This window comes from Dyadobacter sediminis, assembly GCF_005860765.1.
Lineage (GTDB): Bacteria > Bacteroidota > Bacteroidia > Cytophagales > Spirosomataceae > Dyadobacter > Dyadobacter sediminis.
This window is the reverse complement of the sequence record NZ_VCEI01000021.1, coordinates 1064279-1080197: the sequence shown is the minus strand read 5'-3', so window position 1 is coordinate 1080197 and position 15919 is coordinate 1064279. Positions and strand designations below refer to the sequence as shown.

The following is a 15919-nucleotide window of genomic DNA, read 5'->3' as shown; positions in this document are numbered from 1 at the left end:
GTTTCGTGCTTTCCGCCGACATTCAAATAATCCGGATTTTATATAAAAAACAGCGGTAGAACAGGATCAAAGCCTGCCTGCAGGCATGATTTTGATTGTCCTAGTATCCATTCGAGAAATGAAAACTTAAAAATCGGATCGATGAGTATTCAGGATGGAATAAGACGCGTAATTATCACCAACGTTACACCACAAGTTGAAGGCGGCAAGTATCCGGCCAAAAGAGCAATCGGGGAAAATGTCCTTGTTTCTGCTGACATTTTCGGAGACGGACACGATGTAGTTGCTGCCAGTGTGATTTTCAGACATGAAAATGACGAATACTGGAGTGACCTTCCCATGAACTATGTCATTAATGACTGCTGGGAAGTTTCATGGACACCGGAAAAAACCGGTTTTTATGAGTACAGGGTAACAGGCTGGATCGATCATTTCACCACCTGGAAAAAAGGTCTGGTCAAGAAATATGATGCAGGCCAGGATGTCTCCGTCGAAATCCTCATCGGTGCCGAGCTGCTGGAAGAAGCAGCTGAACTCGTAAGCTCAGAAAAGAAGCCGGATTTTACCCGGTGGATCAGTGAACTGAGAAACTCCGGAGACAAAGACGTTGTACATGCAATAAATCTGGCCATCAGCGACGAGGTTGCCAACGCCATGAACGGAATCCGTTTCACAGACCGGATCACAGTTTATGATAAAACATTCCGGCTGGAGGTAGAAAGGAAAAAAGCTGCATTCAGTTCGTGGTATGAACTTTTCCCACGATCTGCATCCGCAACGCCTGATACACACGGCACTTTTAAAGATGTTGCAAAACTTTTGCCCCGAGTTGCCAGAATGGGCTTTGATACGCTTTATTTCCCGCCGGTTCATCCGATTGGCGAAATGAAGCGCAAGGGAAAAAACAATTCATTAACGCCTTCGGAAACAGATCCGGGCTCTCCATGGGCAATCGGAAACAGGCTTGGCGGGCACAAGGCAGTTCATCCGGAACTGGGTACTTTAGAAGATTTTGAGGAACTGGTTTTACAAGCCAAAGAACTCGGTATCGAGATCGCGATGGACATTGCGTACCAGTGCGCACCTGACCATCCGTATGTGAAAGAACATCCGCAATGGTTTAAATGGCGGCCCGACGGCACTGTTCAGTATGCAGAAAACCCGCCCAAAAGATACGAGGACATTCTTCCTTTTGATTTTGAAACCGAAGACTGGCAAAATCTGTGGAATGAACTGAAAAGTGTGATCGACTTCTGGATTGAAAAAGGCGTACGCGTATTCCGTATCGACAACCCGCATACGAAGGCATTCGGTTTCTGGGAATGGATGATCGGTGAAGTCAGGAAGAAAAACCCGGAAGTTTTGTTTCTGGCCGAGGCATTTACGAGACCGAGGGTTATGGAACGGCTTGCCAAGATCGGCTTCAATCAGTCGTATACTTACTTTACGTGGCGAAACAGCAAATACGAAATTGAAAAGTACATGCATGAACTGACCAAAACAGATCAGCAATACTATTTCCGTCCTAATTTCTGGCCCAACACACCCGACATCCTGCCGCACCATCTGGCCGTCGGCGGAGAAAATGCGCACATTACCCGGTTTTTACTTGCTGCCACGCTGTCTTCCAATTACGGTCTTTACGGCCCGGTTTATGAATTCGGTGTCAATACGCCGCACCCCGGCAAGGAAGAATACACAGACAATGAAAAATACGAAATCAAGCACTGGGACTGGAACCGTTACAGCCGTACGGCAGAAATCATAACGCGTGTCAATAAAATCAGGAAAGACAATCCGGCACTGCAGACAACCTGGAACATTGAATTTGCGGACACAAACAATGACATGATCATGTGCTATACCAAAATTGATGAAGCCAGCAACAATGCATTGCTGATTGCTGTAAACCTCGACTTTTATAATACACAAGGCGCACATATAAAAGTACCGATTGAGAAATTCGGGATACATTATGATCAGCCGTATAAAGTCAGCGACATGCTTTCCGGAGAAAAATACAACTGGCAGGGAGCGTACAATTACGTACAGCTCAATCCGTACGAAATGCCTGCACACATTTTAAAAATTGAACCATTGAATACATACCCGCATGGAAAATAAGAATGGAGTACTCGAAAAAAATCTGCAATGGTACAAAGATGCCATTATTTACGAATTGCATATAAAAGCATTCAAAGACGGAAATTGCGACGGAATAGGCGATTTCCAGGGTTTGATGCAACAGCTGGACTATCTTCAGGATCTTGGCGTAACGGCGATCTGGCTGCTTCCTTTTTACCCTTCGCCTCTGCGGGACGACGGATACGATATTTCGGATTATTACTCCATTAATCCTTCTTACGGCGATATCCAGCAATTTAAAACCTTCCTGAAAGAAGCCCATAAACGCGGTCTCAAAGTAATTACTGAGCTGGTTATTAATCACACTTCTGATCAGCACCCGTGGTTCCAGCGTGCCAGAAAAGCGCCCAAAGGTTCCGATTACCGTAATTATTATGTCTGGACGGACGATCCGAAACAGTTCAAGGATGCGCGGATCATTTTTCAGGATTATGAAAAATCCAACTGGACGTGGGATAGTGAAGCAGGACAATATTACTGGCACCGGTTCTTCCATCACCAGCCGGACTTAAACTACGACAGTCCGCTTGTGCAGGAAGAAATATTCAAGATTCTTAATTTCTGGTGTAAAATGGGTGTGGACGGATTCCGTCTGGACGCTGTTCCGTACCTTTTTGAAAGAGACGGAACAAACTGCGAAAACCTGCCGGAAACGCATGAATACCTCAAAAAACTGAGAAAATATGTAGACGAGCGTTACCCCGGAACTTTGCTTCTGGCGGAAGCCAACATGTGGCCGGAAGACTCCGCAGCCTACTTTGGCGACGGTGACGAATGTCAGATGAATTATCATTTTCCGATTATGCCGCGCATGTTCATGTCGCTGCAGATGGAAGACCGTTATCCGATCACCGACATTTTTGACCAGACTCCGGAAATCCCGGAAAACTGTCAGTGGGGAATATTCCTGCGTAACCATGACGAGCTGACACTGGAAATGGTAACGGACGAAGAACGCGATTACATGTACAAAGTATATGTGAAAGATCCGAAGGCAAGGATAAATCTGGGCATCCGGCACCGGCTTGCTCCTTTGATGGAGAATAACCGCAAGAAAATCGAGCTGCTGAATTCACTTCTTTTCACTTTTCCGGGAACACCGATCATTTATTACGGGGATGAAATCGGGATGGGCGATAACTTTTACCTTGGCGACCGCGACGGCGTAAGAACGCCGATGCAATGGAGCCCGGACCGTAATGCCGGATTTTCACAAGCTAATCCGCAGCGCCTTTATCTGCCATTGATTCTTGATCCGCAATATCATTACGAATCCGTAAACGTGGAACTGCAGACACGCAATTCGTCTTCGCTGCTGTGGTGGATGAAACGGGCAATCAACACGCGTAAGAAGTACAAGGCATTCAGCCGCGGAGACATCAAGTTCATCAATTCGGAAAATGCCAAGGTACTTGCTTTTACACGTACTTTCGAAGATGAGACCATGCTGGTCATTGCCAATCTTTCACGCTTTCCGCAGCCGGTAGAACTGGATATTGATCAGTATAAAGGTTATCAGCCGGTCGAGATTTTCAGCAAAAACAAATTTCCCGCCATTAAGGACAATACACCGTATTTCTTTACATTGGAAGCTTATGCATGCCAATGCTTTGTATTGCAGCAAACGCATCCGGAAATCGACAAGAACGAGGAACTGCCGCTTATTGAACTGGCAACATGGGAAGATCTGCTGAAGCCGCGTGTTATCGAGTATCTTGAAAACAAAATATTGCCGGCTTACCTGATGAAAATGAGGTGGTTCGGCGGCAAAGGAAAAGGATTGGACAGTCTGCGCATTGTTTCGCATGCAACCATTCCGCTTGGCGAGAACCTGCCGGGCTACATCCTTTTGCTGGAAGCGACTTACCAGAATGACCTTCCGGAAATGTATCAGCTGCACGTTGCTTTTGGCAAACAGCCTTTTTCTTTCCGTGTAAGAGAAGATTGTCCACAGGCTGTTATCGCACAGATCAAGATTGAAGAGGAAGAGGGAGTACTGTTTGACGGTGTTTACGGACAGGAACTGCAGCTTGCCCTGATCAACAATATGGCTGTGCAGGAGTCTGTCGAAACCAAAGACGGCCACATCCATTTCTCAGGAAACGAGGAGCTGGAAAATCACATTAAAGATACTGAAAAGATCAAACCGAGGGTGATGTCTGCTGAACAAAGCAACACTTCCCTGGCGTTTGACAGCAAGTACTTTTTCAAGCTGTACCGCAAGGTGGATCGTGCCATTAACCCCGATCTGGAAATCACGCATTTTCTGACGCACGAAGCCAAATTCCCGAACATCCCGGCTTTTGTGGGAGCCATTGAATGGAAAAACAACAAAGATTCCATGGTACTGGGCATGATGCAGGAAATGGTTCCGAGCAGTACGGACGCATGGGCAAATATGCTGGACAGGCTCAACGATTTCAATGAGAAAATACTTTTGGGAAGCAATGTTCAGTTGCCGGCCGAGCTGGTCGGAACTTTGATCGACCCGGTGGGTTACGAGGATATTCCGGATGTGCTGAAAGATCTGCTGGACGTTCCTACTGCCGAGCAGATTTCGCTGCTGGGCGTAAGAACAGCTGAAATGCACCTTGCACTTGCTTCGGGAACGCATCTGCCGGATTTTAAACCGGAAGAATTCTCACTTCACTATCAGCGGTCGGTTTATTCCTCTTTGCAGTCGCTTGTACGCGTTGCTTTCCAGAGCCTTAACCGAAACAGTAAAAAACTGGAACCGGAAGTTAAAAAGGAAGCCGATGAAATCATGCAGATGAAAGAAGAAATCCTGGCGGAACTTAAAAAGGTGTATTCGCACAAGATCGATACTTCCAAAATCCGCATCCATGGCGACTACCATCTGGGACAAGTGCTGTTTACAGGAAAAGACTTTGTGATCCTTGATTTTGAAGGCGAGCCAGCAAGAAGTTACAGTGAAAGAAGGCTGAAACGTTCGGCACTGCGCGATGTGGCGGGTATGCTCCGCTCGTTCCATTATGCGGCTTACGGAAGTCTTTATCTGGATAATCAGGTTCGTACGGAAGATATTGAAAAGCTCATTCCTTATGTAGAACAATGGTACCACTACATGAGCGGAATTTTCATGAAATCGTATCTTGAAACGGTGAAAGACAGCCCGATCATTCCGCAGAAAAAGGAAGACCTTGCCATCCTGCTGCAAACATTCCTGCTGCAAAAAGCTATTTATGAACTTAATTATGAGGTAAACAACAGGCCGACCTGGGTTATGGTCCCGCTGAGAGGAATTAAATCCATCATGAAAAAGGCAGAACCTGCGACTGTATAAACTTTTGACTATGACAGATCATAAAACGGAATTACCGGCATTACTGACCGACTTTGATATCAGCCTGTTTCAATCAGGTACGCATTACCGTATATATAATAAACTTGGTTCGCACATCACCGAACATAATGGTGTGAAAGGAACAAGCTTTGCTGTCTGGGCGCCCAATGCAGCTTACGTTTCGGTTGTCGGCAATTTCAACGGCTGGACAAGAGAAAGCGCGCCTCTTCAACTTCGGAACGATCATTCGGGTATTTGGGAAGGCTTTATCCCGCAAATGGGAAAAGGTGAATATTACAAGTATTTCATTCGTTCGAACAATGGGTATGAAGTAGAAAAAGGCGATCCGTATGCCTTCCATTGGGAAACGCCTCCGCATACCGCGACGGTAACGTGGGACCTGAACTACGATTGGAACGACAGCAGCTGGATGCAAAGCCGGAAAGCGGAACATGCCATGAACAAACCCATTTCGGTTTATGAAATGCATATCGGATCATGGCGGCGCGTGGATGAAGAAAATGGCCGGTTTATGACTTACCGTGAACTCGCAGCTGAACTTCCCGAATACTGTAATTATATGGGATTCACACATGTGGAGTTTATGCCCGTCATGGAACACCCGTTTTACGGATCATGGGGTTATCAGCTGACAGGCTACTTTGCACCTTCCAGCCGTTTTGGAACACCGCAGGATTTTATGTTTCTGGTAGATGCCCTGCATCAGGCGGGAATCGGTGTGATACTTGACTGGGTTCCTTCCCATTTTCCTACGGATGAACACGGATTGGGGTATTTTGACGGCACGCACCTTTACGAGCATGCCGATCCCAGAAAAGGTTTCCACCCGGACTGGAAAAGTTCGATCTTCAATTTTGGCAGAAACGAGGTTAAATCTTTTCTGATTTCCAACGCCATTTACTGGCTGGACAAATTTCACATTGACGCCCTGCGCGTAGACGCCGTGGCTTCGATGCTTTATCTGGATTACTCAAGAAATGAAGGAGAATGGATTCCAAATGAATTTGGCGGCAGGGAAAACCTGGAAGCCATTGATTTCATCAGATCCTTCAACGATGCTGTCCACACCTATTTTCCGGACGTATTCACGGTTGCCGAAGAATCAACAGCCTGGCCGGGCGTTACCAGCCCGACCAACCAGGGCGGACTGGGTTTTGATATGAAATGGATGATGGGCTGGATGCACGATACACTCTCCTATTTCCAGCTTGATCCTGTACACCGCACGCATCATCAGGGACAGCTTACTTTCAGCATACATTATGCATTTTCGGAAAAATTCACATTGCCGCTTTCGCATGATGAAGTCGTCTACGGCAAGCATTCACTGATCAACAAAATGCCGGGCGATCACTGGCAGCAGTTTGCCAACCTGCGGCTTTTATATGCTTACATGTACGGTCATCCGGGTGCAAAGCTGCTGTTTATGGGTGCGGATTTTGCCCAGCGACATGAATGGCGTCACGATTTCAGTCTGGACTGGTCAGAAAACAACAATCCTGCGCATACGGGCATTCAGCATGTACTGAAAGATCTGAATGCATTGTATAAAGAACAGCCGGCACTTTACGAGAATAATTTTTCGGCAGAAGGATTTGAATGGATTGACAATCAGGACGCAGCAAATTGCGTCATGAGCTGGATGCGCAAAGGCAGGAATGAAGCAGACATCCTGATTTTTGTGGCCAACTTCACCCCTGTTGTACGGAACAATTACCGGGTCGGGACTGGTAAACCGGGGTATTACAAGGAGATATTCAACAGTGATAATCTGAAGTACGGCGGAGCTGATGTGATTCATAAAGACGAACTGGAAACCTACCCCGTTCCCAAACATGGAAAAACACATTCCATTCCGCTGACCTTACCGCCGTTGGGCATTATTGTTTTAAAGTATGTGCGGGAATTTGAATGGCTTTGAGCCAATAGTTTTCACCTAAATCTTAAGAAGTTATGTCTGCAGATAAAAAATATGCTTTAATAACCGGTGCCACCAGCGGCATTGGTTACGAACTTGCTCTACTGTTTGCCAAAAACCAGTATAACCTCGTTATTGTATCACGTGACCAGCAGCAGCTGGAAACCAGAGCGAAAGAGTTCAGGCAACATGGAGCCAATGTAATTTCCATCGCAAAAGATCTTTTTATAAAAGATGAAGCTTTTGCGCTTTGTCAGGAAGTAAGAAATCAGGGCATTGAAGTTGAAGTACTTGTCAATGACGCCGGACAAGGTGTTTACGGACTGTTCAAGGATACAGAAATTGAAAGAGAACTGGATATTGTAAACCTGAACATTGCTTCCGTTATCATTTTAACAAAGTTCTTTTTACGGGACATGATCAGCCGTAATTCCGGTAAAATCCTGAATGTCGCTTCCATTGCCAGTAAAACACCGGGACCATGGCAATCGGTATATCATGGAACGAAGGCTTTTGTACTCTCTTTTTCTGAGTCGATCCGGGAAGAAGTAAAGGAATATGAAATCACCGTGACTGCGCTGATGCCGGGCGTGACGGATACCGACTTTTTCAACAAAGCGGATATGACGGAAAGCAAGGCAGTTCAGGATGAAAGTTCCATGGCCGACCCTGCCGATGTAGCCAAAGATGGTTACGATGCACTGATGTCCGGCAAGGACAAGGTTATTTCAGGGTTCAAGAACAAGGTTCAGATCGGGATGAGCAACATTTTACCGGATACGGTTGTAGCACATAACATGAACGAAATGCAGAAGCCTGTGGACAAAGACTGATTATAAATGAATTTGATTAAAATCCCGGAAGTCATCCTCTCCGGGATTTTTTTATGCACCTTGGCCAGAAAAAGGGCACTTTGGTCCGGTTGCTACAAACCCGCACATGCATCTTTATTATTCACAGAAAATGTTCCGCCTTGCTGGTTTCGACCGAAAATGCAAGAGCGGCAATCCGGATGATCCTGTCCGTATCAAGAAGTAAATTACCTTACAGTAATCAGCATCAGCCACCAAATAAATGAATCCTGCTATATGGGTGAAATTAGTATAAATTATTGCCGCTAACAGATACGAGGATTAGTACGCAGCAACCATTTATTATTTTATTTCCTACTATATCAGACTTGCGTTATGATAAAAGCGTTGATTATTGATGATGAACAAAAGGCCAGAAATGTGCTCCGGCATTATTTAGACAATCTTGTAAAAGAAAGTTTCGAGATCAGAGATGCGGATTCGGTTCAGTCAGCATTGACGGTACTGGAGACTTTCATTCCGGACGTTGTATTTCTGGATGTTGAAATGCCTTTTCAGAACGGATTTGAATTCATCAGTGCCCGAAAAGATCCGCCCTACGATATTGTGTTCACTACGGCTTACAACCAGTATGCTATTCAGGCCATCCGTTTCAGTGCACTGGATTATCTGCTTAAACCGGTGGATCCCGACGAACTGCAGGCAGCCATAGAAAGGCACATCGAAAAAGCACGTCTCCGGGCTATTGAACTGAATCAGGAGTTGTATGATAACCTTGTCCAGAATATAGAGAAGAAAGACATCCGGGATTTTAGGCTGGCGGTACCATCCAGCGAAGGAGTTTTCTTTTTTACACTGGATGAAATTCTTCGTCTGGAAGCTGATAAAAATTATACGGCCATTCACCTTGTAGGAAAAAAGCCGTTTATTTCCAGCAAAACGCTCAAACATTTTGATGACATGCTCGGTGAATTCAACTTCATCCGGACACACAAATCGCATCTTGTAAATCCCAAATACATCAAGCAGGTTACACATAACAACCAGTTTGTACTGCTTTCCGACGGATCAAAAGTGGAGGTTTCAAGACGTAAAAAGGAAGAAGTCCAGCAACATCTGAACTTGCGCTGACGGTTATCCAACCTGCTGTCTGAACAAACGCTGCAATGTTTCATCCGGATCTTTACAAAAGCCCGGATGAACTTTCGACGATTGTACAACGGTGCTTCGTGTAGCCGTGAGCCAGCGAAAGCGTGATGAGAGCGGCAATGCTCCGATAGGTCCTCCTGCTTTCCGGCCCTCGCAAATACGCCTCAATGCGTCAAGGTAATCAAGTACTTCCTTTATATCGGTGTTTTCGGAAAGAGCACGCAAACGGGCTTCGTTCACGTTAAAGACAAACTGAAGGTAATTTTTTCCGGGACAGTACAGAATGACTCCGACATTTATAAATTCCTCGCGCTCCACCCTTGGTACAACACGTATTACGGCGTACTCAAATAAGTGATTCTCGTGCATTTTGCGCTCCTTTTACAAAAATTTCAGAAACAGAAAGCCGCAGTTCCAGAAAGCGGGCATAGGCATTGCGATGTGCTTCGGCGGAATCAAAAGGCGAATCAGCAAGCAGCCATTCATCCGGAATCAGCGCAACGACCGACCTGATTTGATCCGCATTCAGTATCTTTTTAAAAGCAGTGTCCGCTTCGTCCATCTCAGTTGCATAGCGAAGCAGAACGTGATCTTTTACCTGTGCAAAAGGCCGTTGTGCCTGCTCTTCCCAGTTTTGCCAGGAATGGTGAAAATACAGCGAAGCGCCGTGATCAATGAGCCAGAGCTCTTTATGCCACATCAGCATATTGGTATTGCGTGCAGTCCTGTCCACATTGGCAAGAAAGCTGTCTAGCCAAACAATCCGGGAAGCAAGCTGCGGATCAACAACAGTAACTATGGGGTCAAAAGTGACAGCACCCGACAAATAATGCATGGCGAGGTTCAGTCCGGCACTTGCCCTGAGCAGATCCTGGATTTCCTCATCCGGCTCGGTTCTTCCAAAAGCTTCATCCAGATTGGCAAATACAATTTCGGGAATCCTGAACCCCAGAAAGCGGGCCAGTTCGCCGCCGATGAGTTCGGCAATCAATGCTTTCGGTCCCTGTCCGGCTCCGCGGAATTTAAGAACATAAAGAAAATCGTCATCCGCTTCTGCGATGGCCGGAAGGGATCCACCCTCGCGCAGCGGCGTTACATAACGTGTTACATGTACAGTCCTGAGCCGGGAATTATTCGGGTCCATTGCAATTACAGGGTCATTCAATGCTGGCAAGATAGAAATTTTTAACAGAACTCCTCATTGCCATATAAAACAAAACCGCATAAAACTCTTTTGTGAAAAAGGAATTTTATGCGGAATAGCTGCTTTCGATTAATCTTCATCATGGTCATCTCGTCGCATCCACGCTATAAAAAGCGCGGTAACGGCTACACCGACAAGCACTTTTTTTGCAAACCCTTTGGGATTATGCTTTAACTCCGACTTTACACCAAGTTCGTCAATCAGATTGGGAATATGGCCTTTTTTGAAATCGTCGGCGATGCCTTCGAGCATATTGATGCGGTCGGCAAGGATAAGCGGCAGCCAGTGCGCAAAGCTCGCTTCACTGTATTTGAATGCAAACCGCCTGATTTTTCCGCTCAGACCAGACGGCGGCGTGGAAGTACCGAACACGGCAGTAAGATCCGGCCTTTCATTGGATTTTAGTATTTCGACGGTCTGGACCTGATGTGCCGGACGTTCCCAGTACATGCCTTTATTATCATTTTCGGTCCTTCTTTTCATCGGATAAGCCGGAACATCAAGCGGATCAGCGTCAACGCCCCATCCCTTGATATGGCTGTGATCAATGGCTGTATTTTTCATATCTGTTTCCTTTAAATTCCTGCAGATGGCGGTATAAGAATGGTTTTAATGCAATTATCAAGCTTGGCGGAGAAAATATGGTATGCATCTCCGACTTCTTCCAGCGGAACTCTGTGCGTAATAATGGCTTTCGGGTCCAGACGCCCTTCCTTGATGTGCTCGATCAGTCTGGGCAGCAACCTTTTGACAGAAGCCTGGTTCGCACGGATTGTAATGCCTTTGTTGACGACATTTCCTATCGGAATCAGGTTGCCAGTCGGGCCGTACACACCTACAATGGATACAATCCCTCCTTTTTTTACCGAGTTGATCGCCCAGTGCAGGGCAGTGGCTGCTCCGGCCTGAAGCATGAGTTTTACTCCTGTAATGGTCTGCAATGCGCTTCCTGCGGCTTCACAGCCTACAGCGTCGATGCAAACGTCTGCTCCGATCCAGTCTGTTGTTTTCTTGATGAACAAAACCGGATCTTCCAATGAACGGAAATTGTAGGCTTCACACTGCGCGTAATTTTTGACAAATTCCAGACGGTATTCAATATGGTCAATAACAATCACGCGTCCTGCTCCGAAAAGCCAGGCGCATTTGGCAGCCATAATGCCGACCGGCCCTGCTCCGAACACCACAACGGTATCGCCCGGTTTTATACCGCCCATTTCTGCTGCCTGATAGCCTGTCGGAACCACGTCCGTCAGTAAAACAGCATCATCCGGATGCATTTCGGCAGGAATTACCGTAGGGCCTACATCTGCATAAGGAACACGGACGTACTCGGCCTGTCCGCCATCGTAGCCGCCAGCCGTATGCGAATAACCGAAGATACCGCCGACTGCTGTTGCCTGTGAATTGGATTCGTGACAGTTTCCATACATCTGCTGCTCGCAAAATACGCACTTTCCGCAAGCAACGTTAAAAGGAACAATTACATGATCTCCAACTTTAAGGTTTTGTACAGAAGGTCCGATTTCCTCTACAATGCCGATGAATTCATGGCCAAACGTCATTCCAACTCTGGTATCCGGCACCAGGCCGTGATATAAATGTAAATCCGATCCGCAGATACAGGATCTGGTTACACGAACAATCGCATCTTCCGGATGCAGTATTTCCGGATAAGGCTTGTGATCTGCCCGGACTCTGTATGGCCCGCGGTAATTCATTGCTAACATAAATGCTCCTTTCTGATTTGATAAGACATTATTCCTGAATAACCTTTTTACAAGAATTCAGTATATGCTTAAAAAAGCGTTCCAATGTTAACGTTTTATCCTGTTGGATCGCCATGCGCTTTTCTGATGCTGCTTTTTGATTACTGCGGCTGCACGGCTTTATGCAGGAATGTTCTGGAACGGTATTTTACAACAGCTCAATATCCTTGCAGATTCGAAAACCTTAAATCATCAAAATATATGAGAGTCCTTAAATTCATGGTTATCATCACGTTGATGGCTGCGCCCGCAGTTTCATTTGCCCAGTCCCGGAACAATGCCTCCGGAACAACGGGAAGTGAAAGAACCTATCAGAAAAAAACATCCAGAACCAGCATGAGAAAGGATTCATCCGATGTCACTGCCATTCTGAAAGATTCAGCCAATGCCGAAAGCGGACCGATCCTGAGCGACAATGGAAATGTCAGTACAACCGGACTGGTTGATGGCAGCAGAAGCAGCACCGGAAGACCGGGTACCGATACATTGTCTTCCTATTCGGTAAAAAAAACCAGAAAAACCATGCGCTCCGAAAGGGCAACAATGCCGGACAACACCAAAAGGAGAAAAAACCAGCGTTGAAATAGCTCATTCCTTATTCTTAATTCCCATGTTAAGGGCTTGTCCGGCTTCTTTTCGTGGGATTTTTTGTTTGTGAGGACACAAACGAAAACGGTGAATGTTGCTGGTTTTGTGTCTTCACAAAACCGTGCATAAAGCATTTTACAGCTACAAATTTCACGTTTTACGGCGTTTGTTATTTGTTTGTGAAGACACAAACATCACATTTACAATACCTCCGAACACACAAAAGCCTGCACATGAGCAGGTCACATACAGGCTTTTATACAAATTTCCGGATTTCCTATTTCTTCTGTTTGGAAAGAAAAGTAATCAGGGAAGCAAATTCCTCGTATGAAAGTTCGTTGGCGAGGCCGGATGGCATCATGGACGTTTCCATTTCCTTGCGAGAAACAATATCCGACGTCTTTATTGTATAAACCTGTCCCGTAATATCGCGCATGACAAGTTTGTCAGCCGATTCTTCCGAAATAAAGCCCATGTAATTTTTATCACCTTTGGCTGTAACCATAACGGTTGCAAAGCCTTGTGAAATAGAAGCATTGGGCTTCAGAATGGACTCTGCAATTTGCTCGCGCGTCATAATGGAACCGATTTGTCCCATAAACGGCCCTTTCATCACTTCGCCTTTGCTGATACTGTGACAGGCAACGCATCCCTGTTTGGTAAAAAGTGTTTTACCTATGGCAGGATCTCCGTTGATTTTTGCCATAGCCAGCATCACGTCTTCAATGGAAGATTCCCCAACCTGACCTTTTTTGTTCCTGATTTTTTCAAGATCAATTTTTACTTCCTCTTTTGCTACCGTTTTTTCTTCACCGCCAAATTCAGCAATTTCCATGCGGTGACGGCTGTTCAGGTCGGCGAAAAGCTGCTTGTCCTTTTCATTGGCCTGCTTCCATTCCTGCATCAGAAAATCTTTAATGCTGTCGGACGATTCCCAGGTTATGGCTTTATAATACGGACCATGCGTATCCGGTCTTGTGCTCCACCACCACGAACCGTCATAGTCCGCTTCTTTTTTGTAAAGCCGGGAAAGGGTAACCAGAATCTGGTCTTTCAGCTTTTCATCTTTTGACTGTTTATACGCTGCAATCAGTCCGTTCACTGCTTTCGGATCATGCATGTAACGCAATGCCCACAATGCAATCGCTGCATTTTCAGTATTGATCGCACTTACACAAGCATCCACTGCATTCAGGCTCACAAGCGATCTTACAGCGATATGGGCCGGAATAATAGCCGCATTCGGCGTTGCGTGCGGACCTTCCGTTCCCAGTGCAGGCGCCATAAAAGAAGCCGGAACTTTCACCTTCAGCAATTCCTTTGCAGCCTCCGCGCGGCCAAGCCTGCCCAGACCAACCGCTGCAGCAATCCTTACACGCTCGGAAGGATCATTAAGGCCTTTCAGAAAGGGCTCAACCGGCACATTTTTCAGAGCGGTTTTTCGGTCGGCCAGCGCACGGAGTGCGAATTCCCGGACGTCATTGTCTGCAGTCAGCTTTACAAGGTTTTCATTTCCACCGGCTCCGGCAAGCTGGGTATAGGTAAAAATTCCGGCTACACGTGCATAAAGCGGGTTACTTTTGTTGGATGCAATGTTCCAGGTTTCTTTTGCCGCATCTTTGGCGTTGCGTGCGATCAGTTCCTGCTGTGCAGCCAGCCGGGCTACTGCGCTTTCCGATTTGAGCATAGCCGCCAGTTCCTTTACAGAAGCTTTGTTAACATCCGCAAATTTTTTGTATGTCCAGTTCTTGGGAACAGCTCTTACGACAAATCCTTTACCCGGATTTCCCGAATAACCTGCACCGTCCCATGCCGACAGATAAACACGTCCCGAAGCATCGATATCCAGATCCGTAATCTGCGCAAGTTTTATAAATTCTTCTTCTTTCTGCTGGAAACTCGGGCCGTCCGGCGTTACCCGGTGAATGTAAAGCTGGTTTCTTCCCCAATCCGCCATCATCGGCACCTTGTTGAATTTGGCAGGCCAAGTCGGATCATCCAGAAACAAAGCCCCGGTTCCGGAACCTCCGCCCAGATCAACCAAAGCAGGAATGATTTCATCAGTAAAATGCTGGAACAAAACCGGATAACCATACTCTCCGGACTGTATCTGGTTACTGAAACGGATGTTCCAGCCTCCGCCGTCATTGGTATTTCCTCTTGTAAAAATATTCATATAAGGATCAATGGCCACGTCATAAATGTTCCGCATACCGTGTGTGTATACTTCCATTTCGGTGCCGTCCGGCCTCACTCTTACAATCCCGCCGCCAAGCTGCGTCATTTTTTTACCGGAACGGTCTACGGCATCGTGAAAGCCGAAATCACCGACAGCAATGTAAATCCAGCCGTCAATTCCCATGCGGATACCGTTTGTGGCATGGTCCGTACCTCGGCTTTGCAGAAATTTGGGTGAACTGATATTCTGGATCAGCGGGCTTGAAGGGCCGTCGGCCACGCCGTCATGGTTTTTATCCTCAAAAACCACGAGGTCCATTCCGGAAGCAATGCCGGTTTGCGCAGAAAATGTCGTATGCAGCACAAATACTTTGTCGCCCTGCGAAATAATACCGCGTGGATTGTCAACGCTGGCAAAAACGGTGTGCTTGTCCATTTTTCCGTCATTATTGCTGTCCACCAGTTTGACAATACTTCCTTTACCCGGTTCTTTTCCGAGCGACCCCATCATGTCCACGCCCACATACACTTCCCCCGTAGGCGCCACTGCCAGACAAGCCGGGCTCGGCGTAATGTCCGGGCCTGTAAAAGGTGTAATATTGATCTCTTCCGGCCAGCTGGTGGCATTCCGCATGGAATCCGTTTTCAGCAGCATTCTGTTTTCTTCCGCATTTCCTGACGGTCTGTTGATCGGCGCAGACCAGAAAAAAACCAAAAATGCGGCAAACAAGCTTAATGTAATTTTTAACATAAATGAATGGGACTAACAAGGCAATACATGACATATAGCCTGCAATTAAGAAAAGGAACGTTTGATTATAAATTGTACAA

At 46.3% G+C, this 15919-nt stretch carries 11 protein-coding genes; 6 read left to right on the top strand and 5 right to left on the bottom strand.

What is annotated here, in order from left to right:
* The first annotated feature begins 141 nt into the window (after positions 1 to 141).
* The 5 genes from FEM55_RS11705 to FEM55_RS11685 all read left to right on the top strand — a co-directional run bounded on the left by FEM55_RS11705 (position 142) and on the right by FEM55_RS11685 (position 9331).
* On the top strand, positions 142 to 2124 hold the full coding sequence (locus tag FEM55_RS11705; protein WP_138281497.1) for an alpha-1,4-glucan--maltose-1-phosphate maltosyltransferase: 1983 nt from the start codon (positions 142 to 144) through the stop codon (positions 2122 to 2124).
* Positions 2114 to 5449, top strand: coding sequence for a maltose alpha-D-glucosyltransferase (treS, locus tag FEM55_RS11700; RefSeq protein WP_138281496.1), 3336 nt, complete (start codon positions 2114 to 2116; stop codon positions 5447 to 5449). Before FEM55_RS11705 ends, treS begins: the two co-directional genes overlap by 11 nt.
* Positions 5450 to 5459: 10 nt before the next feature.
* The gene (gene glgB, locus FEM55_RS11695) at positions 5460 to 7391 is read left to right on the top strand and encodes a 1,4-alpha-glucan branching protein GlgB (RefSeq protein WP_138281495.1); all 1932 of its coding nucleotides are present in this window, start codon (positions 5460 to 5462) and stop codon (positions 7389 to 7391) included.
* A 32-nt stretch (positions 7392 to 7423) separates the two neighbouring features.
* Entirely contained in the window at positions 7424 to 8221 is a 798-nt protein-coding gene (locus tag FEM55_RS11690; RefSeq protein WP_138281494.1) for an SDR family NAD(P)-dependent oxidoreductase, read from the top strand.
* Positions 8222 to 8575: 354 nt separating this feature from the next.
* Positions 8576 to 9331 (top strand): LytR/AlgR family response regulator transcription factor, encoded by a 756-nt coding sequence (locus FEM55_RS11685; RefSeq protein ID WP_138281493.1) that lies wholly within the window; start codon positions 8576 to 8578, stop codon positions 9329 to 9331.
* A gap of 3 nt (positions 9332 to 9334) precedes the next feature.
* Here the strand turns inward: FEM55_RS11685 and FEM55_RS11680 are convergent, their stop codons facing one another.
* The 4 genes from FEM55_RS11680 to FEM55_RS11665 form a co-directional block, all read right to left on the bottom strand.
* Positions 9335 to 9718 carry a DUF3037 domain-containing protein gene (locus tag FEM55_RS11680; RefSeq protein WP_138281492.1) on the bottom strand — a complete coding sequence of 128 codons (384 nt, stop codon included), beginning with the start codon at positions 9716 to 9718 and terminating at the stop codon, positions 9335 to 9337.
* Positions 9696 to 10493, bottom strand: a complete 798-nt coding sequence (locus FEM55_RS11675; protein ID WP_138281688.1) for a HipA family kinase — start codon at positions 10491 to 10493, stop codon at positions 9696 to 9698. The genes FEM55_RS11680 and FEM55_RS11675 overlap by 23 nt, the downstream gene beginning before the upstream one ends.
* 129 nt (positions 10494 to 10622) lie before the next feature.
* Entirely contained in the window at positions 10623 to 11117 is a 495-nt protein-coding gene (locus tag FEM55_RS11670) for a hypothetical protein (protein WP_138281491.1), read from the bottom strand.
* A gap of 11 nt (positions 11118 to 11128) precedes the next feature.
* The gene (locus FEM55_RS11665; RefSeq protein WP_138281490.1) at positions 11129 to 12283 is read right to left on the bottom strand and encodes a zinc-dependent alcohol dehydrogenase; all 1155 of its coding nucleotides are present in this window, start codon (positions 12281 to 12283) and stop codon (positions 11129 to 11131) included.
* A gap of 240 nt (positions 12284 to 12523) precedes the next feature.
* Here FEM55_RS11665 and FEM55_RS11660 point away from each other — a divergent pair, with 240 nt between their 5' ends.
* Positions 12524 to 12904, top strand: coding sequence for a hypothetical protein (locus FEM55_RS11660; protein WP_229209209.1), 381 nt, complete (start codon positions 12524 to 12526; stop codon positions 12902 to 12904).
* A gap of 283 nt (positions 12905 to 13187) precedes the next feature.
* Here FEM55_RS11660 and FEM55_RS11655 read toward each other — a convergent pair whose 3' ends face one another.
* On the bottom strand, positions 13188 to 15839 hold the full coding sequence (locus FEM55_RS11655; RefSeq protein WP_138281489.1) for a DUF7133 domain-containing protein: 2652 nt from the start codon (positions 15837 to 15839) through the stop codon (positions 13188 to 13190).
* Positions 15840 to 15919: the final 80 nt, after the last annotated feature.